Origin of the sequence: Amycolatopsis sp. NPDC058278 (genome assembly GCF_042881395.1) — a bacterium.
Lineage (GTDB): Bacteria > Actinomycetota > Actinomycetes > Mycobacteriales > Pseudonocardiaceae > Amycolatopsis.
The window spans coordinates 70,451-93,933 of sequence record NZ_JBHVXZ010000021.1 but is presented as its reverse complement, the minus strand read 5'-3'; the positions used below and the strand labels follow the sequence as shown (position 1 = coordinate 93,933).

The window sequence follows — 23,483 nt, the reverse complement described above, 5'->3', positions numbered from 1 at the left end:
CGACGTCATGTCTCATCCCGTGCGCATTCCCGCCGACGTCGACCGGCCCGACCGCGTGCTCGGTCCGCTGACGGCCCGGCAGCTGGCGATCCTCGGCGTCACCGGCTTACTGCTCTACGCCCTCTACAACGCCACCCGCGGCGTCGTCCCGCTGCCGCTGTTCCTGGTCTTCGCGGTGCCAGTCGGGTTGGCGGTCACGGTGGTCGCGCTCGGCCGCCGCGACGGTATCCCGCTCGATCGCCTCCTCGTGGCCGCGGTCCGGCAGCGGTTCACCCCGCGCCATCAGGTGTCAGCTCCCGAAGGCGTGCAGCCGGTTCCGGAATGGCTCGCCAGCAGCCGTTCGCGGGATGACGTGGCGCCGACGCCGCTGGAACTCCCCGCCCGGGGCGTCGACGGCGGGACGGTCGCGGGCGTCGTGGATCTGGGCCCTGATGGCCTGGCGGTGATCGCCGCCTGCTCGACGGTCAACTTCTCGCTGCGCACGCCCGCCGAGCAGGAAGCCCTCGTCGGCTCGTTCGCGCGCTACCTGCACTCGCTGACCGCGCCCGTGCAGTTCCTGGTCCGGGCCGAGCGGCTTGACCTCGGCCCGCAGATCGCCGAGCTGCGCGCCCGCGCCGGCGGGCTCCCCCACCCCGCGCTCGAAGCCGCCGCGCACGACCACGCGGACTATCTCGTCCAGCTCACCGAGCACGCTGACCTCCTGCGCCGCCAAGTCCTGCTCGTCCTGCGCGAACCCACCCGTCCGGCCGTTGGTGGCAGCGTCAGCTCGGCGCTGGGACGTCTCCGACGCGACCCGACACCCCGCGCGATCGATCAGGCGGCGCGTCAGGTCGCCGAGCAGCGGCTCGTCCGGCGACTCACCGAGGCGGTCGAGCTGCTCACCGCGGCCGGCATCGCCGTCACCGCGCTGGACGCTACGACCGCCACTGGGGTGCTGGCCGCCGCTTGCAACCCCGACGCCTTCCTCCCGCCCTCCGCGATGCTCGCGGGCGCCGGCGACATCGTCACCGCCGTGCCGAGCGCCGACCTCTACGACGACGAAGCCCGGTGACCGCAGTGTCCAAGACTCAGTACCGCAGGTCGGCGGCCGAGGCGTTCACGCCGGACGCGTTGTCGATCGGCAGCCGTCACCTCGAAGTCGGCAACGAATGGGTGGCCTCGTTCGGGGTCACCGGTTACCCGCAGGAGGTCTATCCGGGCTGGCTGGCGCCGCTGCTGACTTACCCGGCGCGGCTCGATGTCTCCGTGCACGTCCAGCCGGTCGACCCGGTCACCGCCGCCAGCGGGTTGAAAAAGCAGCGGGCCCGGCTGGAGTCCTCGCGGCGCCACCACGCCCGGCACGACCAGCTCGACGACCCCGATCTCGACGCGGCCGCCGACGACGCCGCCGACCTGTCCCGGCGGATCGCCCGCGGTGAAGGCCGGCTGTTCAAGTTCGGCCTCTACCTGACCATCCACGCACCCGACGAGGAGACGCTGGCCGAGGAGGTGTCGGCGCTGCGGTCGCTGTGTGCATCGCTGCTGCTGGACGCCAAACCGGCCACGTACCGCTCGCTGCAAGGCTGGGTCACCACATTGCCGCTCGGGCTGGACTCGCTCGGTCTGAAGAGGACGTTCGACACCGCTGCCGCGTCCGCCGCGTTTCCCTTCACATCACCGGACCTGCCCGCCGTCGATCCGACGTCGACCTCGCCGAGTGGCGTGCTCTACGGCTACAACGTCGGCTCCCAAGGGCTTGTGCACTGGGACCGGTTCGCCTGCGACAACCACAACGCCGTCGTCCTCGGCCGATCCGGCTCCGGCAAGTCCTACTTGGTCAAGCTGGAAACCCTGCGCAGCCTCTACCGGGGCATCCAGGCGTTCGTCATCGACCCCGAAGACGAATACGCCCGGCTCGCCGCGCAGGTCGGCGGCGCCTATGTCCACCTCGGCGGCGGAGGCGTCCGGCTCAACCCCTTCGACCTGCCCATCCACATCACCGCGGCCGGACGCCGGACCGCGCCGCCGGACGCGTTGACCCGGCGGGCGCTGTTTCTGCAGACCGTGCTCGCGGTGTGCCTTGGCGCCGAGCTGACCGCCGGTGAACGCGCAGTCCTCGACACCGCACTCACGATGACCTACGCGAACGCCGGCATCACCACCGACCCCCGCACCTGGACGCGGCCAGCGCCGTTGATGCGGGACCTGCGGGACGTCCTGGCGGCTGGCGGCGACTGCACGGCCGGAGACCTCGCGGCACGACTGCACCCGTTCGTCGACGGCGCCTTCGCCGACCTCTTCTCCGGCCCGACCACCACCGCGCCCGACGGCCACCTCGTCGTGTTCTCCCTGCGGGATCTGCCCGACGAGCTCAAGGCAATCGGCACGCTGCTGACCCTCGACGCGATCTGGCGGCGCGTGTCCAACCCGGCCGACCGGCGCCGGCGACTGGTGGTCGTCGACGAGGCGTGGCTGCTGATGCAGTCCACCGACGGGGCGAAGTTCCTCTACCGGATGTCCAAAACCTTCCGCAAGCACTGGGCCGGGCTCACCGTCGCCACCCAGGACATCGACGACGTCCTGCACAGCGAACTCGGCCGGGCGATCGTCGCCAACGCCGCCACCAGCGTGCTGCTGCGCCAGTCCCCGCAGGCGATCGACCAGATCGCGGCGACGTTCAACCTCTCCGAAGGCCAGCGCCAGTTCCTGCTCACCGCCGACCGCGGCCAAGGCCTGCTCGGCTCCGGCACCGAGTGGGTCGCCTTCCAGGCACTCGCCTCACCGACCGAGAACGTCCTCGTCACCACCGATCCCGCCGAACTCGCCGAGATCGCTCAGGACTTCGGCGACCCCGCGGTGGACGACGTCGTCGACCTCGGCCCGGCCGGCACGGAGGTCGACTCGTGATCCGGAACCAGGGATGGATCGGCGGCTACCTGACCGATCCGTGGAGCGCGGTGCACCAGCTGCTCGCGGACGTCCTCGAGGTGGCGGTGCGCTGGGGTCCGATCGCTCTTCCGGTGTTGGCCATCGTTGCCGCGGGCCTGTCCGTCGGTCGGCGTTGGTGGCGAGCCCGGTGCCATGCCGCGCTGCTCGCCGACGCGCGGTGCGTCACCGTGCTCGCGCCGCCCACCGTCGATCCCGCTGGCGGTGCGCTCCTGTGGGCCAACCTCGTCGGTCTGCTGCGGCCGAGCTGGCGGCGATGGTTGAGCGGTCAGCCGCACCTCGCCTGGGAGTACCGGTTCTCCGAGCGCGGCGTCACCCTGCGGTTGTGGGTTCCGGGCGTGATCCCGCCGGGACTGGTCGAGCGCGCGATCGAAGCCGCGTGGCCGGGCACGCACACCCGCGCCGTCCCCGCCGACGCACCGCTACCCGAGCCCAAAGACGTACGGGCCGTCACGGTGGGCGGCCAGCTGAGGCTCGCTCGTACCGAGGCTCTGCCGATCCGGACCGGGTTCGACGCCGACCCGATCCGTGGGTTGCTGGGCGCGCCGGTCGGCCTCGGCCGCGACGAGTACGCCAGCGTGCAGGTCCTCGCCCGGCCGGTGACCGGCCGGCGGGTGGGCCGGGCTCGGCGTGCCGCCCGGCGAGTACATACCGGCGCGTCCGGCCGGCTCGGCGGTCGCATCTTGGATCTGATCACGCCCGGTGGGGCGGCGACCCGGCCCGGGCGGACGCGCGATGGCCGCCGGATCAGTCAGGATCCGCAGTTGTCGCTGGAGTACTCCGCGCAGAACCGGGCCATCGTCGGCAAGCAGCGCGGCTCCCAGTACGAGACCGTCGTCCGCTACGCCGTCACCACCCACCTGCCACCCGATGCCCCCGACGCCGAGGTGCGGCGGGCTCGGGACACTGCGCGTGGCCGCGCCCACGCCCTGGCCGCCAGCTTCGCCGCCTACACGGAACACAATCACTACACCCGAACCCGCCTCCACCACCCCGCCCAAGCGCTCGCCTCTCGACGCCTCGACCGCGGCGACCTGCTCTCCGTCCCCGAGCTCGCGGCGATCGCGCACCTGCCGGTCGACGCGGAGATCCCCGGCATCGAGCGGGCCGGCGCCAAAGCCGTCGCCCCGCCGCCGGGCATCGCCGTCCCCGGCCCCGAGGTCAAACCGCTCGGCGTCGCCGACACCGGCCACGCCCGGCCGATCGGGTTGCGCGTGCCGGATGCCCGTCATCACCTGCACGTGCTCGGCGCTACCGGGTCGGGGAAGTCGACACTGCTCGGGAATCTGATCCTCGACGACGCGGACGCCGGCCGCGGAGTCGTGCTGATCGACCCGAAGGGCGATCTCGTCACCGACGTCCTCTCGCGACTACCAGCCCAGGCCGCCGAGCGGGTCGTGCTCTTCGATGCCGACTCCCAGCAACGCCCGCCCTGCCTCAACCCCCTGGAGGGCGGGGAGACCGACCGCGAGGTCGACAACCTCGTCTCCGTCTTCCGCCGCGTCTACTCCGCGTTCTGGGGCCCGCGCACCGACGACCTCATGCGCGCCGCCTGCCTCACCCTGCGCGCCCAAGACGGCGTCCCCACCCTCGCCGACCTCCCCAAGCTGCTGACCAGCGAAGCCTTCCGCGCCCGGGTCACCGCGGGCTTGCCCGACCCGGTGCTGGCCGGGTTTTGGGAGTGGTACGACGAGCTCACCGACTCCAGCCGCAGCCAGGTCATCTCCCCGCTGATGAACAAACTCCGCGCCTTCCTGCTGCGGCCGTTCGTCAAAGACGCGATCGCCGGCGGCCGCTCCACCGTCGCCATGAACCAGATCCTGAACGAGGGCGGCATCTGCTTGGTCCGGATCCCGAAAGGTTCGCTCGGGGACGAGACGACAAGGCTCGTCGGCTCACTGGTCGTCGCCCGGACCTGGCAGGCCACCACCGGCCGCGCCCGCGTCCCGCAACGCGACCGGCCCGACGCGTCCCTGGTCATCGACGAGTGCCACAACTTCCTCAACCTGCCCTACCCGATCGAGGACATGCTCGCCGAAGCCCGCGGCTTCCGGCTGGCCATGACCCTCGCCCACCAGCACCTCGGCCAGCTCCCCCGCGAACTCAAGGAAGGCATCTCCACCAACGCCCGCTCGAAGATCTTCTTCAACGCCTCACCCGAGGACGCCCGCGAACTCGCCCGCCACACCGCGCCGCGGCTGTCCGAACACGACCTCGCGCACCTCGGCGTCTACCACGTCGCCGCCCGGCTCGTCGCCCACGGCGCCGAGACCGAGCCGTTCACCATGACCACCACCCCGATGCGCCCCGCCGTCCCTGGCCGGGCCAAGGAGATCCGCGCTGCCCTCCACCAGAGCAGGCCTTCGCCGTCGAGGCCCGCCGGCGCCGCGGCTCCGCCGAGCCGGCCGACGCGAGACCGCAAGACCGACCCGCGCCGCGCCCAGCTCTGACATCCCGTTCGGAGGATCCCTTGATCACCACGACGACACGCCAGCACCAGCTTCGCCAGCATCTCCCCGGCCGGGTGGCCGCACGCGCGGCCGGCTCCGTCGAGCACCAGGCGGCGCTCGCGACTCGCCTCACCGCCCGGGACAAATGGCTGCTGGCCCTGCTCTTCGAGCACCGCGTCCTGACGTCGACCCAGATTCAGGACGCCGCGTTTCCCTCCAGTCGCTCGACCCGCCAGCGTCTGCGCGAGCTGTACCTCTGGCGGGCGGTCAGCCGCTTCCAGCCGTTTCGGCAGGTCGGCTCGGCGCCGATGCACTACGTCCTCGGGCCCGTCGGCGCCGCCGTGCTGGCCGCCGAGCACGGCTTGGAGGTCAAGGACCTCGGCTACCGGCACGACCGCGCGATGGCGATCGCCCACAACCAGCGCCTCGCCCACACCGTCGGCGTCGGCGACTTCTTCACCTCCCTCATCGCACGCAGCCGACGCCGCGACCCTGGTCGAGATGGTGAAGGGGTCACGGCCTGGTGGTCGGAGGCCCGCTGCGCCCGCCATTTCGGCGACCTCGTCATCCCCGACGCCTACGGCCGCTGGCACAGCACCACCGGCGAGCTCGAGTTCTTCCTCGAATACGACACCGGCAGCGAGTCGCTGACCAAGCTCGCCCGCAAGCTGCTCGCCTACGCCCGGCTCGCCGACTCCACCGGCATCGCGACCCCGGTCCTGTTCTGGCTACCGACCAGCCGCCGCGAAGCCGGCGCCCGCACCGCGCTCGCCCGTATCCACGCCGACCTCGACCAGAGCGCCGACGTCCCCGTCGCCACCGCGGCCGCCGACCTCCTCGATCCGAGCACGGCGTGCCCGAGCCCGGCCGACGAGGTCTGGCTCCCGCTCCACGCGAGGTCATCGAACCGGGCTACCTCGCCGCGGCACCGGCTCAGCGAGCTGACGCATGCCTGGCCGGCCCTCGCGCCGACAGCGTCCTCCGGCCTCGACGACGCGACCGGCCCGACGTCCGGCCAAGCCGTCGCCTACCGGCTGCCGCCGCCGTCTCCAGTACCGCCGGACGCCACACCCAGCCGAACTCGTCGGCCCGGAGCCTGATCACACGAGGAGTTCGTCATGGGATCGAAGATCGCGGTCGGCGTCGCCGCCGTGCTCGCGATGCTCCCGGTGCTGCTCGGCGCCGTGCCGCAAGCCGTCGTCAACTCGCTCACCGGCACCGGAAGCACGACCTGCACACCCAGCGGCACAAACTCCGACGGAGTGCCTGGCTACGGAGCCGACCAGCTCGCCAACGCGGCGATCATCACCTCGGTCGGCAAACAGCTGCAGGTCCCCGAGCCCGGGTGGGTCATCGCGATCGCCGTCGCCATCCAGGAATCCACACTGCGCAACCTCGACCACGGCGACCGGGACAGCCTCGGCCTCTTCCAGCAACGCCCGTCCCAAGGCTGGGGCACACCTGCGCAGATCATGGACCCCACCTACGCGGCTACGCAGTTCTACCGGCATCTGCAGGCCGTCCCCGGGTGGCAGCAGATGAGCCTCAACGACGCCGCCCAGACCGTCCAGCACTCCGGGACACCAGACGCCTACGGCCAGCACCAGACCGACGCCGAAGCCATCGTGGCCGCAGTCGCGGGAGTCACCTGCGAGCACACCGGAGGCGGGGACTGCGCAACCATCACCGCGCCGACGTCCGCCGCGCTCACCGCCATCAACTACGCCTGCGGGCAACGGGGGCTGCCCTACGTCTGGGGCGGCAACGGCCCCGAGGACGGTGACGCCGGCTTCGACTGCAGCGGCCTGACCCGAGCCGCCTACGGCGCTGCCGGCATCGCGTTGCCGCGGACCTCACGCGAGCAGTACGCCGCCGGACCGCGCGTGTCCGCCGGCGCGCCGCTCCTGCCCGGCGACCTCGTCTTCTACGCGACCACTGGGCGCGTCCACCACGTCGGGCTGTACATCGGCGGCGGCAACATGATCGACGCCCCCGACTTCGGGCAGGCAGTGAAAGTGGAGCCCTACCGTCACCCTGGTGACGACTACATCGGCGCAACCAGACCGACCACGCAGCACTGAAACTGAAATGGGCAAGCACTTCCGGACGATACATATGTCTTGTTTGGACGAATGCTTGACATGAAGCGGTGCACGGAGCGTCCATGGACATGTAGCCCGAACCACCGGAATGCGCACCGGCGGGCGAACGCCCCGGCCGGGGCATGACCATCCACCGCTTCTCCCGAAACGGAGCTTGTCATGCCCGAAACCAAGAAAACCCCAGCGACCGACACCCAGCCCGAAACCGCGGAACCGAAGGTACGGCGCGCGCTGGAAGCCAACCCTGGCGCGACGACCGCGGCCCTGGCCAGCGCGGCCGGAGTCGGACGCTCTACGGCGTCGAAGCTCCTGTCCCGCTGGGCCGCGGAGGGACTGGTGACCCGGATGGCGGGCAAAGACCAGTCGGTCCCCGTCACGTGGACGTTGCGCGACGACGACCAGAACGACGAGACCGCCGAAGCCGGAACGACCGACGAAGCGGCTGCCAACACGGCAGATCAGGGCACGGAGGATCTCACCGCTGAAACTGGCGTGCGAGTGGGCGATCCTTCGCCCGCGCCGGACCCCGACGTCAGTACTGACTGGCCCCGGGCAACGTCAGGAGACGCAACGGCGGAGGCGCCGAAGAAGGAACGGCTGCCCAAGGGTGCGCTGTACGACATGGTGCTGGGATTCCTGCAGGCGCATCCCGGCGAGGAACTCGGACCCGCCAAGATCGGCGCGGAGCTGGTCCGGTCCAGCGGTGCAGTGAACAACGCCCTGGAGAAGCTCGTCGCCAACGGCCTGGCAACGAAAACGTGCGAGGCACCGAAGCGCTTCACTTCCAGCTGACCACAGCACAACCAAGGGGGCGGATCGCCATCGCGGCGATCCGCCCCTTGGTTGTGAGACCCGACAGGGAGATCACTCTGTCGCCTGCTGCGGCGCGAAACCCAGCAATCGAGCTAACTCTGGTGCGATCACGGCAGCGTGATCACAAGGGACGAAGAACGACATCTCCACGTACGGCGAACGAGTGTCCAACTGGATACGCGATTGCCCGTCGTCGAGTCGACACGAGGTGACACTCGGCGGCCCGGGCACGAGACGCACTGGCCCGCCGAACTCGTGCGCCAGGTCGAGCGCGGCTGCGCGTTCTTGCGCCAGTCGCTTACGGCGTCGGGTGTTGCGTGCCCGGATGCGGTCGGCCCAGTATCGATAAGTGGGAAGCACGTCCTCTTCGAGGCGGTCGGCCACTTCCTTGATCGGCGTGCGAGTCTCCACGACCAACGGGCGTGGGCGATAATCCCTGGGCATGAACCAGCCCGGCGGGTACTTCAGACGAGGGTGGTGGATGTACCCGGCAGGCTCGACCCATCCGGTTGTGAATTCGTCCTCGTCATACGGCAGGACGGGTTGGATGGTGTAGGCCCATGGCCGTCGGTTCCTGACCGGATCGATGCGAAGGGCATCGCCTGCTGGGCCGAGGAGCACCATGCGGCCGTACAAGCTGGTCATGTAGCCGTAGTTGCGTACGTAGGTCACCAGGCCCCACGACCCGGCCAGCTCGGATGTCAAATCGAGTAGTCCGCCGATGATTCGCTCTTCGCGGGTAGCCATGTCGGTTCGCCTTTCCGGTGATGTTCGGTGGTCAGCAGTAGTCGAGATGCGCAGGTGCAGTGCCCGACGGGCCTACCGGCGAGCGGTCGCGCGCAATGCCGTGGTGGCGGCGTGGCCGATGGCGCGGGCGGCCGTGGTGGGGTCGGTCAGGACGTGGACGGTGGCCCCGGCGAGCGGGGTGTCGGTGGTGCCGGTGGTCAGCCACAGCACCGCGCACCCGGACGCGCGCAGGCGGTCGAGCTTCTTCTGACCGTCGCGGCGGGGGTCAGGGCAGTACTTCCCGTCGGACACGATGACCACCAGCCGGGCCGCGCCGGGACGGGACAAACCGAGGGCACCGTCGAGGGCGTCGAGCGCGCGAGGAATGTCCTCGTAGTCGTCGTTGGAGCGGAACTCGGTGACCTCGGCGGGCGGCTTGCCCGGGTGAGTCAGCGGGCGCACGTGGTTCCCGAAGATCACGCTCGCGGTATCGGCGGCCACCCGGGTGTGCCGGGCGGCGTTAGCCAGGATCCAGGCCGCCGAGGCCACATGAGCGCGCGCCCAGCCCATCGAACCGGACACGTCGCACGCAATCCCGACCCGCAGCGGCGGCACGGTCACCGGCGTGCGGATGGTGCGGGTGAACGGCTCGGCGGTCACCACGGCCCCTGCCGCCTGCTGGGCTTCGGCAGCACGCACGCCGCGCATCCGGAGGCGTCCCGGCGGTACCTGCGAGGTGGAGCGGACGGCGACCCGTTCCCGGGTTCCGGCGGTGTCCAGCGCCCGCGCGAGGACCCGCGCGGCCGTGCATTCCTGCGGTGTGGGCGGCCGGGTGCCCGTCGTCCTGGTGTTGCCGCTGCGGGAGCCGCCGGTCTTGAACACCTGCCGCGCCGCTGTCGCCGCTTCCATCTCGGCGGCGTCTTCGCTTTCTTTAGCTGCGGCGGCCACGGCGGCCGGGTCTTCGGGTGCCTTCTCGGCGGCGACTTTCGCCGCCACCTCGCCCAGCACAGCGGCGATGGCATCCGCCAACGGTGACGGGGACGCAGGCGCACCCGGACCGGGCGAGCTGCCCGACGGGTCCGAGGTGGTGGGCGAGGCCGGCGAGGTCGAGGCCGAACTCGCGGGATCGGTACCGAGAATCTCGCACCACTGCCGCCCGAGGTCGAGCATCTCCTCGCCCGCGTCGTCGGCGGCCAGCAGCGCCTTCCGCCACACCGCCCGCAGCTTGCCGAGGACTTCCGTGCCGAGCACGTCCTCGACGACCCGGGCAACGGGGTAGACCTCGGCGTGGCTCAGCACGCCGCCGTCGGCCCGTCCCAGCAGGAGCGCGGCGGTGTGCGCGGCGTCGGCCGGAGTCATCTTCGGGGCCGTCGCGGGGTCGGCGTACAGGTGCAGGTCGGTGGCGACGATGCCCTGCACGCACGCCCGGAGCCAGTGCCGGTCGTCCGGGCGGCGGCGGATGTGCGCCGCTTCCATCCGGGGCTCTTCCAGCAGCACGGCGGCGGCGACCACGGCGGGCGGGGCGCCGTCCGGGGGTTCCCACGCGGTGTGTTTGGCGTGGCCACACTCATGGGTCAGGGCACCCCAGGCCGGGGCGTAGCGGGCCCGGTCGGACAGGTTGGCGGGGTACACGGTGGCGGGGTCCACGCCGAGGTGGTCGCCGTCGACCTCGATCAGCGCCCGGTGCGGGTAGAAGCAGGCCGGGGCACCGCCACCCGCGCCGGGGGCGACGCTGACCACGAGGTCGTCGCGGTCGGCGATCACCGGAACCTCGTCGGCGAACGCGGCGGACAAGGTCAGCCATTCCGGGCGGGCGGGGAACACGGCGACACCGGTAGCGGCCGGGTCGGCGGTGAAGTGGGCGCTCATGGCATGGGTCCCTTCGCGACGGTACGCGGTGCGGCGAGTTCAGGGTTTGGTGGTGATGCGGGCGCCCAGGGCGAGTGGGGTGACGGTCTTGCCGAAGACGTCGCGCACCACGGCGGCGACGGTGACGCGATCCTCTTCCGGCGCGATCCCGACCAGGTTCCCGGCGGCGGCGTCGAGGTCCCACGCGTCGGCCAGCTTCTTGAACGCCAGCAACTCACGCAGCTGCGGAGCCCACCCGATCTCGCCCTTCTCCTGCCGGGTCGCCAGGTTGCGCGCCACCCTCACGGCCTTCTTGTCGACCCCGAGCTGTTCGGCGAGGGCGTAGTCGCTGGAGACCTGGATGTGCACGGAGAACCGGGAAGACAGCGCATCGGTGAGGATGGCCCCGTGCACGCCGGGGTTGTGCCCGGCGACGACGTAGAACCCCGGGGCGGCCGTGACGACTTCGCCGCCGTTGGCCTTGACGATGATTTCGCGGCGCCCGTCCATCGCGGGATAGACCACGGCGAGCACGGTCGGCGGGATCAGGGTCGCGTCGTCGATGAACAGCGGCACCCCGGCGCGCATCGCACGGACCAGCGGACCGTGAACGAACACGAAGTCACCGTCGGGAGTTTTCGTGTAGTCGCCCACGAGGTCGGCGACCACGGTGTCGCCGTCGCCCTGAACCGTGAGGCAGTCGTTGAACGCCGCCTCCACCACCGAGGTCTTCCCGGTGCCGGGCGGGCCGTACAGCAGGGCAGCCACCCCTGCGTCGCGCAGCCGCTGCAGCGCGGTCACGTCCGGCATGCCGGACAGCAACCGGGGGTGGTAATCCATCCCGTTCGGACGTTTCACCGGCCCGGTGACTTTGCGCGCCGGTCGCGTTGTGGTGCTGCCCGCTGCGGATGGGGCCGGTGTGGGCACGGGCGCGTCGGGCGCTGTGCTGGCGCGTTTCGGCCGTCGCGGGCGGGGTGCAGGTGACGAGCCTGGGGTGACGGCGGGCGCGGCAGCGGATGCCGTGGTCGCGGTGGCCCGATAGGTCACCGGCGCCATCGTGACGACTTCGGCTTGCCCCCGGTCCGTCAACGCGCGGCACGCGTTCCCGACCGCGCCCGATGACCGGTTCAGGGCGCTCGCGATGCTGCCCGGGGTGTGAGCGGTCGCGGGGTCGTCTGCGAGGACTTTGGCGACCATCGCACGAAGTTCGCCGTTGCGGAGCCGGGTCGCTGTCGCACCCGCCGAGGTGGTCGGTCCCGCAGCGGGCGGTGTGGGCGTGGTCATCGCGGTGTCCCTTTCAGACGTGGCGGGTGACTGGTAGTTGTCGCAGCCAACATCGGGCGATTTCAGAATCCGGTTTCCAATTCCGGCGACACACCAAAAGTAGCTCGACAAACCAGCCGCGCACAATACTTTTCATCACCTCATTCGGGTGACGCATTCCTGCACATAAAATAATTCCAGACAATTTCGCCCAGACGTTTACGCAGGTCAGCGAACGAGAAGCGGCCGGCGGGAGCCGCAAGACAAGGAAGAAAATGTGGATTTCTTCTGCAATAAGATAGAGTGAACAACAGCTATGAACACGAGGCGAGCTGACCATCAGACTGGATCGACTGGAGCGTGAACACAGGAGCCGTGACCGACGATGCCAGCCTGATGTTCTCACCTGCTTGTCGTCAAGCGAGTCTGGGATACTCGCGGATCCCCGCATGAAGGTTCTGACCTGCACATATGCGCGCCCACGGAGGATCCGCCTTAGACGCCCTACGGAGCGCCAGGGCGATCGGTGGGTACACAGGAACCCCCGGCGGCCGGCGGACAGGCAAAGGTCCGCGTCCCAACTGGACGGGCGTCCGTGAAACAGTCTCCTGAGGTAGCGGTGAGGCGCCGTGCCCGTCCATATTCCGCACAGTACGACGCCAATGGCTACGCCACTGATGACAGCAACTTCGAACGAGAACACCAGGAGACTTTTCTGCGCGACATGATCAGTAGGTCGACACTAACATCCGTCGCGGCTGATCAGCTATTTCTGCGCCGAGGTATTTTCACCGTACCGGGCATGCCTTTTGCTTTCCGGATCGGCGATGTCGACGTGGAGTCCTCGGAGACGCTCGGCGAGCTCGATTGTCGCGGGAGTCGGTTTTTCGTCTATCTCGGCGAGGCGTGCTTCCAGCAGGCGAAGCGTTCTGGCTATCGCGTCGTGCTGGCCGAGGTTGTGTTCGAGTCGCATGATGTCCCGGTAGAGCAGCTCGTTGTGCGGGTCGAAGTCTCGCGCCGATTCGAGCAGCTCCAGTGTGGACTCGGGATCGCTGTGAACCCGGTCGCGAGCGAGGGCGGCGACGGCGTCGAGGGCGTCGCGGCGTATTCCTTCCCGAAGCGCGGTGAGCCACTCGGCCTCGACGCCGGCCGCCAGCTCGCCGCCGTAACTGGCGACGATCGCGGCGTTGGCCGCCGCGCGCTGCTGGTTGTCGGTCGTGATTCGGCGTCGAGTGAGGGCGTCGGCGAAAGACCAGTAGTCGACTTCGACGATGGACGGCTCGAGCCGATACCTGCCGTGCTGCGCGACCACGAGGTCGCCGATGTCCGGGGACGTGGCTTTGTGGAGGGTGCTGCGGAGGCGGGACAGGACGGTGCGCAGAACGGCGGCCGGGTCCTGCGCTGGGCGGCTGGCCCATATGCTGTCGATGATCGCGGCCCGCGGAACTCCGTGCGGGTGCAGGGCAAGGTAGAGCAGCAGCTCCCACAGCCGCGCTGACAGCCTGCCGGTGATTTCGACGGTGTGGCTGGGGCACGTGACGTCCGGTCGCCACCTCAACGTCGGCTGCCCGAACACCGACAGCACCAGCGACGTGGACGCGTCGTGCTCGGTGTCGACGGTCAGTTCCGTGACCGGCTCGGCCTGCGCTTCTGCTTGACCAAGACACGGCGGGTCTGCGATCTCCAACCCGTGGGTGGGCTCGAGAGCAGGTTCGAGGTGCTCGGCCTGAGCGCCGTGTGCAGCGTCGAAGAGGGCGAACAGCTCGCGGGTCGCGGATTCGGGAAGGGAGAAGGCTCGCCGGCCGCGCAGCACCTCACCCGGACCGGGCGACGTTGCGGTGATCGTGCCCGCGGCGTCCACATAGACCGTGACACCCGGATGCCACTGGCCGAGCAGCAGCACGGTTGTGCTCGCGCCGTCGGCGAGGGCGTGCTGCAGCCGGGCGCGATCGAGTTCGCCTGCCGGCGCATCGGCCAAGAGAATTCGCCGCAAGTTCTGAGGCGGTCCCTGGTCACCGAGGCGCGCGAGCGCGGCAGCGAGGTCGTCGACGGCGTGGACGCAGGACGGTAGTTCGGCGCCGGTCTCCGGGACGCCGAGCAAGCCACGCAGGTCCGCGGCGGGCGCGACGACCTCGCAGTGGCGGATGGAGGTCATGGTCGTGAGCAGCAGCGCGCGGGCCGCGGCGTGGCTGCCGGGGCCGATGAGACCGAGGCCGTGCGTGGCTGCGAGGTCCAACGCCAGTTCCGCGGCCGCCTCGTCTGCAGGATCACCCAGCTTGAGCCGCGTATCCGGCTCGGGAAGGTCGCCGTCCGCTTCTGCCTCGGCGACATCGAACTCGTCGAGCCTGGTTTGAGCGTGCTGGTGTGCCAGGTGTAGCTGGTAGACGACCGGGGCAACGGGCAGGTCGTCACCGCGCCGGCCGCTGCCGGGCCGGTAGCCGGCACGGTGACGTCGTCGGGCGATCAGCAGCGCCGCACTGATCGCGCCCGCCAGCCCAAGGCCCACGTACACGCCGGGCTCCCACGACGGGCCGGGGCTCGGCGCAGCGGCGGGAGGTGCCGCCGGGCTCGGCGCGGAGCTAGCCGCGGGCTGCGCTGATGGCGACTGTCGCTGCGGTGGTGTGGGCTCTACGGGCCTGGCCGTCGGCGGTAGGCGGATCCGGTCGCCGGGGTGGATCAGGTTGGGTGAGGTAAGCGTGCGACCGCCGGTCTGGGTGCTCTTGGCGTTCAGGCGCCAGATCTCTGGCCAGCGGTTGCCGTCGCCGAGGCGGCGTTGCGCGATCCGGTACAGCGAATCGTGGACACCGTCGTGGGGCGGACGCACCAGCTCGATGTCCTCAGGGCGGCCGTCGACGTCCGATGGAGTAGTGACCGACGAGCTCATACCGGTCTGCATCATGCTGCCTCCGCCGGAGGCGGCGAGGGCGGTGCGGCTGACGAACGACACGACAACGGTCGTGATGAGCACCGCCGCGACCCGGCGGAGCGGGCTGCCATGCCAGGCTGAGTCCGGCCGGCCGACGGTGAGGACGAGGTCGCGTGCGCACCGGGCGAGCTCGACGAGGAATGCAGCCCACAGCAGCCACGCGCCGCACGCGAGCACGTCGAGCAGCAGACTTGTCGACAGCCGAGCCGTCAGCACCTCGCCGAGCTCCGCCATGGTGGGCAGGTGATCTGGAAGGGGCCAGCCGACGAACCGCACCAACGCCCCCGGCAGCCCGGCACACAACCCGGACAGCAGCGCGAGCGCCACACCGGCATGCAGCAGCCGCCCTGCGCCAAGCACGAGCGCACGACGAGGTCGCCGCCGTCCGGTCTGCCGTTCTATAGGCACAGCTCAGCGTCGCTCGCCCTGGACCACCGAGGGCCGCACACCCGCCGACGGCGGCCCCGGTCGAGGTTCCGCCGGTGCGGGCGCCAGCGAGGTCTCAGGCCGGATTTCCGGCTTCGGGCGGCGGCTACCGGGCGGCCGTCCGCGCCGGGCGCGAGGCTTGCCGGCTGTCAACCAGCTGGTGAGGTCGGCAGCCGGAACGTCGGTGAACTCGGCCAGCTCGTCGGTACCGATTACGTCGGCGGCGGCCGCGATGACAGCTCCGAGCCGGCGCTCGACGTCCGCCAGCTGCTCGACGAGTGTGGTGCGACGATGCGCGAGTTCTCCGACCTCGCGCGCCGCCGCGGTCCTCCTCACGCTCTTCTCCGCGTCGACCTTCTCGACGCGCCTCTCGATCTCGTCGGTCGTGATCATCATGGTCCTCCTTCGTTGGTCAGGGCTCCAGTGCATGAAATGCCGCGGGTTTGCTCGGCGAGCTCAGTCCCAGGTCCGGCCCTTGGCCTGGTGGAACGGGGGTCACTCGATCGCGTGGAGATTCCGATCGAGGGTCGAGATTCCTGACGAGATGCCGATGTTCTTGACAGATCCCGTCTCCCGATGAACAGGGGTACTCGTGACACTGGCTGAGGTGCGGTCGTTGGGATCCGCGCGGCCGTTGCGCACCGCTCAGGAGTTCGAGGACTTCGAGCAGGAGCTGGTGGATCAGTTCGCCCTCGCGCAGGTCGGTGCTGGAGTGACCGATGGCGTCGTGGGGTCGTATCGGTCGGTGGTGTTCGAGTTCGTGCGCTCCATGAGCCGTCCGGTGTGGACTACACGACCGGATGATGTCGATCGGTTCCTGGCTGATCAGCGCAGGCGGGGCCGGGCGGCGTCCACTGTGTACGCCAAGGCCGGCACGTTGGCCGCGTTCTTCGACTTCCTGGTCGCGCGCTACCAGGGCGACATCCACGCCTTGACGGGGCACGTGCTTGAACAGCCTGTCGATGAGTTCAACCGGCCCTCGAAGCCGGCTTACATAGCCGCACGGATACCGCCTTCGCAGGAGGAAGTCGAAACCCTGTTCACCGCGTGGCGCGACGCGCTGCCCGAGGCCCGAAAGTTCCTGCCCGCCGCGCGGGACTACATGGCGGCTTCGTTGTGGCGCCGGGCGGGCTTGCGGATCACCGAGTCGCTGATGCTCGACATCCGTGACTGGCGACCTGACTTGGGCGAGCACGGCAAGGTGCATGTGCGGTTCGGCAAGGGCAGCCGTGGCCGTGGCCACAAGCCCCGCCTGGTGCCGGCGATCAACGAGGTCGACGCGTTGCTGGAGTGGTGGTTGACCGACGTGCGCCACCAGTTCGGGCCGGACTGGGCGGACCCGGATGCCCCGCTGCTGCCCAGCGAGCGCCACGATCGGGACACCGGCTTGTGCACGCGAGTCGGCGACGACGCGTTGCGCTCCGGGCTGGCCGGAGCGGTCAGCAGGTGGCTTCCCTCGTGGACCGGTCGGCTGACACCACACGGGTTGCGGCACTACTGCGCGTCCTCGTTGTACATGCGCGGGATGGATCTCAAGGCTATACAGGAGATTCTCGGTCACGAGTGGCTTTCGACGACGACTCGGTACATCCACGTCCATGCCAACCACGTTGAGCACGCGTGGGAAACGGCAAATCAGCGAGTGGCGTCCCGGCTCGGGCAGTAAGGGAGGTGTTGCGATGCGGTGGAATCTGCGGATGAAAGCGGCTGAGGCGGGGATCTGGAAGTCCACGGAGATGCGTCGCCGGTTGGCCGACGCCGGGCTGGAGATCAGCGCGGGCAAGATGTCGGCACTGTGGACCGGCACCCCGACCACCATCCGGCTCGACGACCTAGACGTGATCTGCGCGGTGCTGGCATGCGAGCCGACCGACCTGTTGCTGTGCGAGCCTGAGAAGGTCGCGGCACGCAAGCCGACCAAAAAGGTGGAGGCGACCGGCGGCGCGGTCGTGACACCGCGGTTGGGGCGGCACCGGTCGGTGCCGCCGGCGTGACCAAGCGACCGTGGCCGCGGACCTGCCGCGTGTGCAGCGTGCGGCCGGTCAAACATCGCCAATCCGACTACTGCTACACCTGCCAGCCCGGCGGCCCCGTGACCCCGCCGCCGTGTCAGCGCTGCGGAACGACCGAGAACTACTACAGCGCGGGCTTGTGCACCCGCTGCCACCGGTTCTCGCCGTTGACCATCGACTCGTGCGATGACTGCTACGCCTGGGGCGCAACCCGCACACACAAGTGGCTGTGTCACGGCTGCCGCGGCTGGCGGCAGCGCCGCGCGGTCGGCGACTGCCTCACGTGCGGCCGGCGTGTGGCGGTCGACCCGGTGCTGCGCGCGTGCCGGCTGTGCTGGCGGCAGGCCGACTTGCTCGGCATCGACGACATCACTGCCGCGGTCGAGAACGGGCATCAGCTGTTCTTCGCCGACCTGTTTCGCAGCCGGAGAGGAAAAGCCACCCTCCCCGGTCCGCCTCGCCAGCGACCCGGTCCGACCGCACGGTTCGGCGCCACCGGAACCCGTCCGCCGGAAATGCGGCAATGGACGATCTTCGACGCCCTGCGTCCGAACACCACCACGACCCCGCGGCCCTGCACCCGCTGCGGGCAGCGGCCGGTCAAGCACCACCAGGCCGAGTACTGCTATCCATGCCAGCCCGGCAGCCCGGTGACACCGCCGCCGTGCAGCAAATGCGGCACGCCCACCGACTACTACACCGCCGGGTTGTGTGTCCGCTGCTACCGGTTCTCGCCGCTGACGGTGGACTCTTGTCCGGACTGCCACGCCTGGGGCACCCGCCGGGGCAACAACTGGCTGTGCGAGGGCTGCCGCGCCTGGCGTCGCAACCATCCCCACCTCGAAACCTGCGGAATGTGCCGACAAAGCCGTCATATCAACGACGACGGCATCTGCCGGCTCTGCCGCAAGCAGCCGCTCTGGCTGCCGGACATCGCGCGAGAAGAACTTGCCGAGCACGTCCGGCGCTGGGGACACCAGCTGTATTTCGCCGACATGTTCTCCGGGCTCGGCGTCCGTGCCGCCCGAGCCGCCGCATCCCAACGGCGTCGCCTGCTCGTCGCGCACCCGATTCCGCCTCGCCACCCGGCGCGCCACCAGCAGCTGGCCGGTTTCGATCTCCCCCGAGACCTCCGCGCCGGCCGGGAGCACGGTTTCCCCCAACCCGCCGATCCCGACTTGGTGACCTATTTGGACACGTGCGTCACCGAGCACGCGGCCCGCCACGGCTGGGACGGGAAGGTCACCACCCGCACCCGGATGGGATTGCACATCCTGCTCGGGTTGCAGGACACCTCCGGCGCAGCCATCAACGCCACCGATGTCATTGCCCTGTCCAGCTTGCGTGTTCCGGTGCGCCCGATCCTCGACGTCCTGGCCGCGGTCGGGTACCTCCACGACGACCGCGTCCCCACCATCGAACGGTGGTTCGCCGCCAAAACCGCCAAGCTGCCCGTTGCCATCGTGACCGACCTGCAGCTCTGGTTCGACGTCATGCGACGCGGCCACACCAGCCCACCCCGCAGCAAACCCCGCGCTCCACGGACGGTCCAGTCCAAGCTGCGGTGGGCACTGCCCGCCCTGCACGCCTGGGCCGAGGCCGGACACGAGCACCTGCGGGAAATCACCCGAGATCAGGTGCTCGCAGTGCTGCCCGCCTCCGGCACGCCCCGACACACCATGCTCCAGGGGCTGCGGTCGGTCTTCCGGCTGCTCAAGGTTCACAAGCGTGTCTTCGTCAACCCGACCACAGGCATCCCCGTCGTCGACACACCGGACGTATTCCGTTGCCCGCCCCAGTCGACCGCATCCGTGAAGCCCTGGCCGACGGCGATCCCACCCGCGCCGCGCTCGCCGCGCTGGTGGCCTTCCACGCCCTGGCGTCCGGACAGCTGCGCGACCTGCAGGTCACTGATGTCTACGATGGGCGTTTGCATCTGGGCGACCGCAGCATCCCGCTGGCCCACCCGGTGCGCGCCCGCCTGCGCGTCTACCTCGACTACCGTGCCGCCCGCTGGCCCGCCACAGCGAACCCACACCTGTTCATCCACTACCGCAGCGCCAACCACGTCGGCCCGGTCCAGATCGAATGGCTGGCGCACCGCCTGGGCCTGTCTACCCAAGCTCTGCGGGAGGACCGCATCCTGCACGAAGTCCACGCCACTGGCGGCGACATACGCCGACTCTGCGACCTGTTCGACCTGTCCGTCGGCGGCGCCGAGCGCTACACCGCCGCCACCGACCAGAACACGCAGACCTGAGCACCGCGCGCTAACCGCGACCGCTGCGGCGGCAAAGCTCCTGGCGCCTCTTGACTTCGCGTGCATCCTCAAAAGTGCTGCAACGACAAGATAAGGGCGGTGTCGATGAACTTCGCAACGAGCGCGACTACGTCGTTCCTCACGCTGATGGGCGTGCTGCTTGGTGGCTGGCTCAGCACCCGCAACCAAGAGCGGTTGTGGCGACGAGACCACGCCCGGCAATGGCGCGACATCCGACTGTCTGCCTACAACGAGTTCCTCTCCGCATATCGGCAGTACCTTGCGTTCGCGCTCGACCAAGACGCTCGAATATTTGCTTCTCCCAGTCCTCGCAAGCCGGATGAAATGATGCCGTACTTCGATGAGGTCGGCCGGCCATATCGCGAGAAGTTCGAAGCTGCGATCATGACAGTCAGGCTCGTATCGGCGCAACGAGAGACCGCAGATGCGGCCAAGGAACTCATCGATCGCACTCGCCGCATCGCCGCGGCACGTGCTACGCACACCGAACAGGACATTCCAACAGAGCTCTTCGACGAGCTCTGGAAGGCTCACCGCAGGTTCTTGGTTGCTGCACGTCAGGAGTTGGACCTGCCCGACATCTGGCCATCGCAAGCCGAGCAGTAGGCGACCTCCACCCGACTGCCGATAACCCCGCGAGACGATGTGAACAGCCAGACGAGGACAATGACGTACAGCCCGACGTCCGCGGGTCTGACTCCGGCTCAGAGTGCAAGAGGAGGGAACACCGCGATGGCAGCAACGAACGCGGCGCTTGTCAACATCAGAGGGTGGCTTGAAGGTGCCCGGGATGACATCGCGCTCGTCAGAGACTTTGTCGAAGAGGAAGTCGTCAACGAGTGGGACAACTTCGGCTGGCGATTCCCTCATCAGCAGAACACCGGGCACTGGTACGCGTTCTACGGCCTGCACGTCGAACCCGACGGCATCAACTGGTTCGTGAACCAGTTGCGCCAGCTGGCCCCCCTCGCCGCGTCCGGGTCCAAACCCCTGATCCGAGGCCTGTTTATCGTCAGCGACGAGCAGATGACCATGACCCAGCTGCACGTCAGGGACGGTCAAGTACATCTCGAGCCCGGTGACAGCAAGTACGCATACCTCGACGCATAACGTCTGCTGCCTGGTCGTACGTTCGGACCAACGCCTCGCAGATGGCCGCGCTGCCTCACACAAGGTAGAGCAGCACAACGGCAACACTACCCGCCCCGACACCTCGGTTCGCGAACCCACGAGCCGAGGTACCTTGAAAGCGAAGGCATACACGTCAGTTCACCCCAGTCTGCACTTCAGAATTCGCGAACTCACGGGAAACCTCGGCGACGCCGCGCTGGGGATGGGCCGCGCCGCTGCCATGGGCGTCGATCGACGGGATGCCGATGAGCGACAGCAGCTGAGTGCGCTGGCTGGTCGTGACGGTCACGGTCACGGTGTCGGCCGTGGCCGTCACCGTGCCGGTGGCACCAACGCTGGCGAGGTAGCGGCGGACGAGGCCGTCGGCTTCTGTGGGCACCAGCCGCAGCGCGCCGGTGGCCCGGTAGGCGGCGAGGTCGATCGCTTGCGCGCCGGCGCGAGCGGCGGACTCGGCCTGGCCGGTGGCTCGCACCTTTGCGGCGAGTGCGAGGCCGCCGTCGAGTCCCAGGCCGACCAAGGCGAGGAGCCCGAGCACCAGCACGACGACGAACGCCGATACCTGACCTTTCTCGGCTCGCCACCACGCCGCGCAGCGGGCGTTCATCACGCGCCTCCGGCGGTTGGCTGGGAGCGGTAGGTGTCGATGACCTCGGTGGCCGTGGCGCTGAGCGTCCGGCTGCCTGGGACGCCGAGGACGAACGCCTGGCCGAAATCGACGGTGCAGCGGACGCTGACGATGACGGTGCGCCCCGGGCTCGACGAGGTCGTCGTGCTGACCGCGGCGTCGCGGCAGACCAGCCCGGCGTCGACCAAGGCCGATCTGGCGGTCGCTTCCGCAGCGGCGGTGGCGGCCGCGGGAGTGCGCTGCAGGCTCGCGGCGCGCGCGGACTGGTGTGCGGCGTCGTCGAGGCGCAGTCGCGCGTCGACGCCGCGGTGGACGACCACAGCGATGAACACCAGCAGCATGACCAGGACCGGCGCGATCAGGACGGCCTCGGCGGTCACCGACCCGCGCTCGGCACGCCACCAGCCCATCACCGGGCGGGGCGTGGCGGTCACCGGACCGGCTCCGCCGGTGATCGTTCCCACGGGAACGGGCCGGCTTCGGTCAGGTCGCGGGCCGCGGTGACGTAGGCAAAAACGGAGCACGGCAGCTCCACAGCATCTACGACCACCGGGCGGACGGACGCCGCCTCCAGCTCGGAGCAGACGGTGGTCGTGCGCTTGAGCAGCTCGGCATGCCGAAGTTTGGCTTCCCATTCTCGTGTGAGCGTGACGCACCCTTGCAGGTGAAAGACCAGCTCGCCGAGCAGCGCGTCGAACTCGGCAATCGCTGCCATGATCGTGGCCGCGAGGTCGCTCTCTCCCTGGGTCACGGCGAGCCGTGCGGCGTGCCGGCGAGCAGCGCCGGTCCGGGACAGGCGGGTCAGTGCATCCCAGACGATCTGGTGGACTCGGCCGGACAGCTCCGGGTCGAGCCAGTCGCGGGCCGATGTGTCGTGCAGTTCGCCGGTGAGGTCAACCAGGAGCCCGGCGGTCTGGCTAGCTGCCTCGTCCAGGTCGGCGAAGTCATGGCTTCGGAGGAAAAATTCGCCAGGCGATCGCTCCAGTCGGCAGCGCTGTCCGGGCTTGTGCTGGTGATCGGTGGCCAGGGAGGCCGCGGTGATGACCGCATCCGCCAACCCGCTCAGCGCGAGCGCGATGCCACCGCCGATCGTCAGCGCGCCTGTGAGGCTCTCGGCGACGTCGAAGCCCAGCACGAGAGCGAAGGCGAGCAGCCCGGCTACGCAGCGGATCGAGAAGGCTCGCCGGAGGAAGGCACGAAACACCTCCGCGCGCCAACGTTTCGTTGTGAGGGCCGGATTCCACAGCATGGTGTCGGGACCGTCGACGAAATTTCCGATGGTCACCGGGTCTGACTTCTCCAGCAATGACACGGCTTCTCCCCTTCGATCAGGCGTCGGGAACGAACCTTTCGACCTCGCCTGCGGTTTCGGCGTGCACGTGCAGGTGCACGCCGGGCAGAACAGCAACGGCCTCGCCCTGCACGCTCACCGACGCCGAGGTCGCCGTCCGCGCCACCTCGACGCGCGACGATCGCAAGGGGCCGCGCGCGAGGTCGTCGAGCAGCCGCTGGGCGGCGGCCCGGCCGCCCGCGGCGGTGCCGTCCTGGGTACGCGCGGCGGCGAGTCCCTCGGCGGCAGCCGCCTGCGCGACGTGGGTCGCGTGTGACCAAAGGGCGAACTGCACGATCGCCAGCAACGCCAGCAACAGCAGCGGGGTCGCGATCACCAGCTCGGTGGTGACCGCTCCTCGGTCCCCTGCCAGCGCGCGCCTGACGCGCCGCCGACCGCGGCCGGCCAGTGTCGATTTCACGTCAGCCGCCGAGGTCGATGCTGTTGGCCTTGGCGGTCAGCTTGGCGGCAATGATCGCGATCAGCGCGATGGCGAGCACGGCCATGAGCGCGGTGACGATGACCGTGGTGGTGATCTCGCCACGGCTGTTGTCTTTTCGCAACAGGAGCACTCGCGCGGAGATCAAGCTCCAGAGCGTTCGGCAGTAGGTCAGCATAATGTCTC

The 23,483-nt window shown here is 69.6% G+C and carries 21 protein-coding genes; 11 read left to right on the top strand and 10 right to left on the bottom strand.

Annotated features, from left to right (window positions below; all coding sequences use genetic code 11):
• The first annotated feature begins 7 nt into the window (after positions 1 to 7).
• The 6 genes from ACFVYA_RS13840 (at position 8) to ACFVYA_RS13815 (ending at position 8,269) form a co-directional block, all read left to right on the top strand.
• Positions 8 to 1,051 carry a PrgI family protein gene (locus tag ACFVYA_RS13840; RefSeq protein WP_387044966.1) on the top strand — a complete coding sequence of 348 codons (1,044 nt, stop codon included), beginning with the start codon at positions 8 to 10 and terminating at the stop codon, positions 1,049 to 1,051.
• Positions 1,048 to 2,886, top strand: a complete 1,839-nt coding sequence (locus ACFVYA_RS13835) for a VirB4 family type IV secretion system protein (protein ID WP_387044965.1) — start codon at positions 1,048 to 1,050, stop codon at positions 2,884 to 2,886. The genes ACFVYA_RS13840 and ACFVYA_RS13835 overlap by 4 nt, the downstream gene beginning before the upstream one ends.
• Positions 2,883 to 5,375: a type IV secretory system conjugative DNA transfer family protein gene (locus tag ACFVYA_RS13830; protein ID WP_387044964.1), complete on the top strand. Its 2,493-nt coding sequence runs from the start codon at positions 2,883 to 2,885 to the stop codon at positions 5,373 to 5,375. The genes ACFVYA_RS13835 and ACFVYA_RS13830 overlap by 4 nt, the downstream gene beginning before the upstream one ends.
• Before the next feature lie 20 nt (positions 5,376 to 5,395).
• Positions 5,396 to 6,475, top strand: coding sequence for a replication-relaxation family protein (locus tag ACFVYA_RS13825; protein ID WP_387044963.1), 1,080 nt, complete (start codon positions 5,396 to 5,398; stop codon positions 6,473 to 6,475).
• Positions 6,476 to 6,493: 18 nt separating this feature from the next.
• Positions 6,494 to 7,456 (top strand): C40 family peptidase, encoded by a 963-nt coding sequence (locus ACFVYA_RS13820; protein WP_387044962.1) that lies wholly within the window; start codon positions 6,494 to 6,496, stop codon positions 7,454 to 7,456.
• Positions 7,457 to 7,636: 180 nt separating this feature from the next.
• On the top strand, positions 7,637 to 8,269 hold the full coding sequence (locus ACFVYA_RS13815) for a hypothetical protein (protein ID WP_387044961.1): 633 nt from the start codon (positions 7,637 to 7,639) through the stop codon (positions 8,267 to 8,269).
• Between the two features lie 72 nt (positions 8,270 to 8,341).
• Here the strand turns inward: ACFVYA_RS13815 and ACFVYA_RS13810 are convergent, their stop codons facing one another.
• From ACFVYA_RS13810 to ACFVYA_RS13790, 5 genes are all read right to left on the bottom strand, one after another.
• A complete protein-coding gene (locus tag ACFVYA_RS13810) occupies positions 8,342 to 9,037 on the bottom strand; it encodes a hypothetical protein (protein ID WP_387044960.1) in 696 nt (231 codons plus the stop codon).
• 72 nt (positions 9,038 to 9,109) lie between these two features.
• Positions 9,110 to 10,885, bottom strand: a complete 1,776-nt coding sequence (locus ACFVYA_RS13805) for a vWA domain-containing protein (protein ID WP_387044959.1) — start codon at positions 10,883 to 10,885, stop codon at positions 9,110 to 9,112.
• A 39-nt stretch (positions 10,886 to 10,924) separates the two neighbouring features.
• On the bottom strand, positions 10,925 to 11,722 hold the full coding sequence (locus ACFVYA_RS13800) for an AAA family ATPase (RefSeq protein WP_387044958.1): 798 nt from the start codon (positions 11,720 to 11,722) through the stop codon (positions 10,925 to 10,927).
• A 1,171-nt stretch (positions 11,723 to 12,893) separates the two neighbouring features.
• Complete coding sequence (locus tag ACFVYA_RS13795) at positions 12,894 to 15,380, bottom strand: transcriptional regulator (RefSeq protein WP_387044956.1); 2,487 nt, start codon at positions 15,378 to 15,380, stop codon at positions 12,894 to 12,896.
• Positions 15,381 to 15,464: 84 nt separating this feature from the next.
• Positions 15,465 to 15,875, bottom strand: a complete 411-nt coding sequence (locus ACFVYA_RS13790; protein ID WP_387044955.1) for a hypothetical protein — start codon at positions 15,873 to 15,875, stop codon at positions 15,465 to 15,467.
• 196 nt (positions 15,876 to 16,071) lie between these two features.
• On the opposite strand from ACFVYA_RS13790, the gene ACFVYA_RS13785 reads away from it, so the two are divergent.
• The 5 genes from ACFVYA_RS13785 (at position 16,072) to ACFVYA_RS13765 (ending at position 20,882) form a co-directional block, all read left to right on the top strand.
• A complete protein-coding gene (locus ACFVYA_RS13785) occupies positions 16,072 to 17,145 on the top strand; it encodes a tyrosine-type recombinase/integrase (protein ID WP_387044954.1) in 1,074 nt (357 codons plus the stop codon).
• 13 nt (positions 17,146 to 17,158) lie between these two features.
• Positions 17,159 to 17,473 (top strand): helix-turn-helix domain-containing protein, encoded by a 315-nt coding sequence (locus ACFVYA_RS13780; RefSeq protein WP_387044952.1) that lies wholly within the window; start codon positions 17,159 to 17,161, stop codon positions 17,471 to 17,473.
• A gap of 185 nt (positions 17,474 to 17,658) precedes the next feature.
• Positions 17,659 to 19,845, top strand: coding sequence for a hypothetical protein (locus ACFVYA_RS13775; protein WP_387044951.1), 2,187 nt, complete (start codon positions 17,659 to 17,661; stop codon positions 19,843 to 19,845).
• 5 nt (positions 19,846 to 19,850) lie between these two features.
• Complete coding sequence (locus ACFVYA_RS13770) at positions 19,851 to 20,378, top strand: hypothetical protein (RefSeq protein WP_387044950.1); 528 nt, start codon at positions 19,851 to 19,853, stop codon at positions 20,376 to 20,378.
• 126 nt (positions 20,379 to 20,504) lie between these two features.
• Positions 20,505 to 20,882, top strand: coding sequence for a hypothetical protein (locus tag ACFVYA_RS13765; RefSeq protein WP_387044948.1), 378 nt, complete (start codon positions 20,505 to 20,507; stop codon positions 20,880 to 20,882).
• 154 nt (positions 20,883 to 21,036) lie between these two features.
• Here ACFVYA_RS13765 and ACFVYA_RS13760 read toward each other — a convergent pair whose 3' ends face one another.
• From ACFVYA_RS13760 to ACFVYA_RS13740, 5 genes are read right to left on the bottom strand one after another with little or no spacing between them, the layout of a single operon-like run.
• Positions 21,037 to 21,507 (bottom strand): pilus assembly protein TadG-related protein, encoded by a 471-nt coding sequence (locus ACFVYA_RS13760; RefSeq protein ID WP_387044947.1) that lies wholly within the window; start codon positions 21,505 to 21,507, stop codon positions 21,037 to 21,039.
• Positions 21,507 to 21,962, bottom strand: coding sequence for a TadE/TadG family type IV pilus assembly protein (locus tag ACFVYA_RS13755; RefSeq protein ID WP_387044946.1), 456 nt, complete (start codon positions 21,960 to 21,962; stop codon positions 21,507 to 21,509). The genes ACFVYA_RS13760 and ACFVYA_RS13755 overlap by 1 nt, the downstream gene beginning before the upstream one ends.
• Positions 21,959 to 22,840, bottom strand: coding sequence for a hypothetical protein (locus tag ACFVYA_RS13750; protein ID WP_387044945.1), 882 nt, complete (start codon positions 22,838 to 22,840; stop codon positions 21,959 to 21,961). Before ACFVYA_RS13750 ends, ACFVYA_RS13755 begins: the two co-directional genes overlap by 4 nt.
• Before the next feature lie 16 nt (positions 22,841 to 22,856).
• Positions 22,857 to 23,279 (bottom strand): TadE/TadG family type IV pilus assembly protein, encoded by a 423-nt coding sequence (locus tag ACFVYA_RS13745; protein WP_387044944.1) that lies wholly within the window; start codon positions 23,277 to 23,279, stop codon positions 22,857 to 22,859.
• Between the two features lies 1 nt (position 23,280).
• Positions 23,281 to 23,475, bottom strand: coding sequence for a hypothetical protein (locus ACFVYA_RS13740; RefSeq protein ID WP_387044942.1), 195 nt, complete (start codon positions 23,473 to 23,475; stop codon positions 23,281 to 23,283).
• Positions 23,476 to 23,483 lie beyond the last annotated feature (8 nt).

Coding starts and splice junctions, on each gene's coding strand:
- ACFVYA_RS13840 (WP_387044966.1), top strand. CDS start 8: ATGTCTCATCCCGTGCGCATTCCCGCCGACGTCGACCGGCCCGACCGC.
- ACFVYA_RS13820 (WP_387044962.1), top strand. CDS start 6,494: ATGGGATCGAAGATCGCGGTCGGCGTCGCCGCCGTGCTCGCGATGCTC.
- ACFVYA_RS13815 (WP_387044961.1), top strand. CDS start 7,637: ATGCCCGAAACCAAGAAAACCCCAGCGACCGACACCCAGCCCGAAACC.
- ACFVYA_RS13810 (WP_387044960.1), bottom strand. CDS start 9,037: ATGGCTACCCGCGAAGAGCGAATCATCGGCGGACTACTCGATTTGACA.
- ACFVYA_RS13805 (WP_387044959.1), bottom strand. CDS start 10,885: ATGAGCGCCCACTTCACCGCCGACCCGGCCGCTACCGGTGTCGCCGTG.
- ACFVYA_RS13790 (WP_387044955.1), bottom strand. CDS start 15,875: ATGATGATCACGACCGACGAGATCGAGAGGCGCGTCGAGAAGGTCGAC.
- ACFVYA_RS13780 (WP_387044952.1), top strand. CDS start 17,159: ATGCGGTGGAATCTGCGGATGAAAGCGGCTGAGGCGGGGATCTGGAAG.
- ACFVYA_RS13765 (WP_387044948.1), top strand. CDS start 20,505: ATGGCAGCAACGAACGCGGCGCTTGTCAACATCAGAGGGTGGCTTGAA.
- ACFVYA_RS13760 (WP_387044947.1), bottom strand. CDS start 21,507: ATGAACGCCCGCTGCGCGGCGTGGTGGCGAGCCGAGAAAGGTCAGGTA.
- ACFVYA_RS13740 (WP_387044942.1), bottom strand. CDS start 23,475: ATGCTGACCTACTGCCGAACGCTCTGGAGCTTGATCTCCGCGCGAGTG.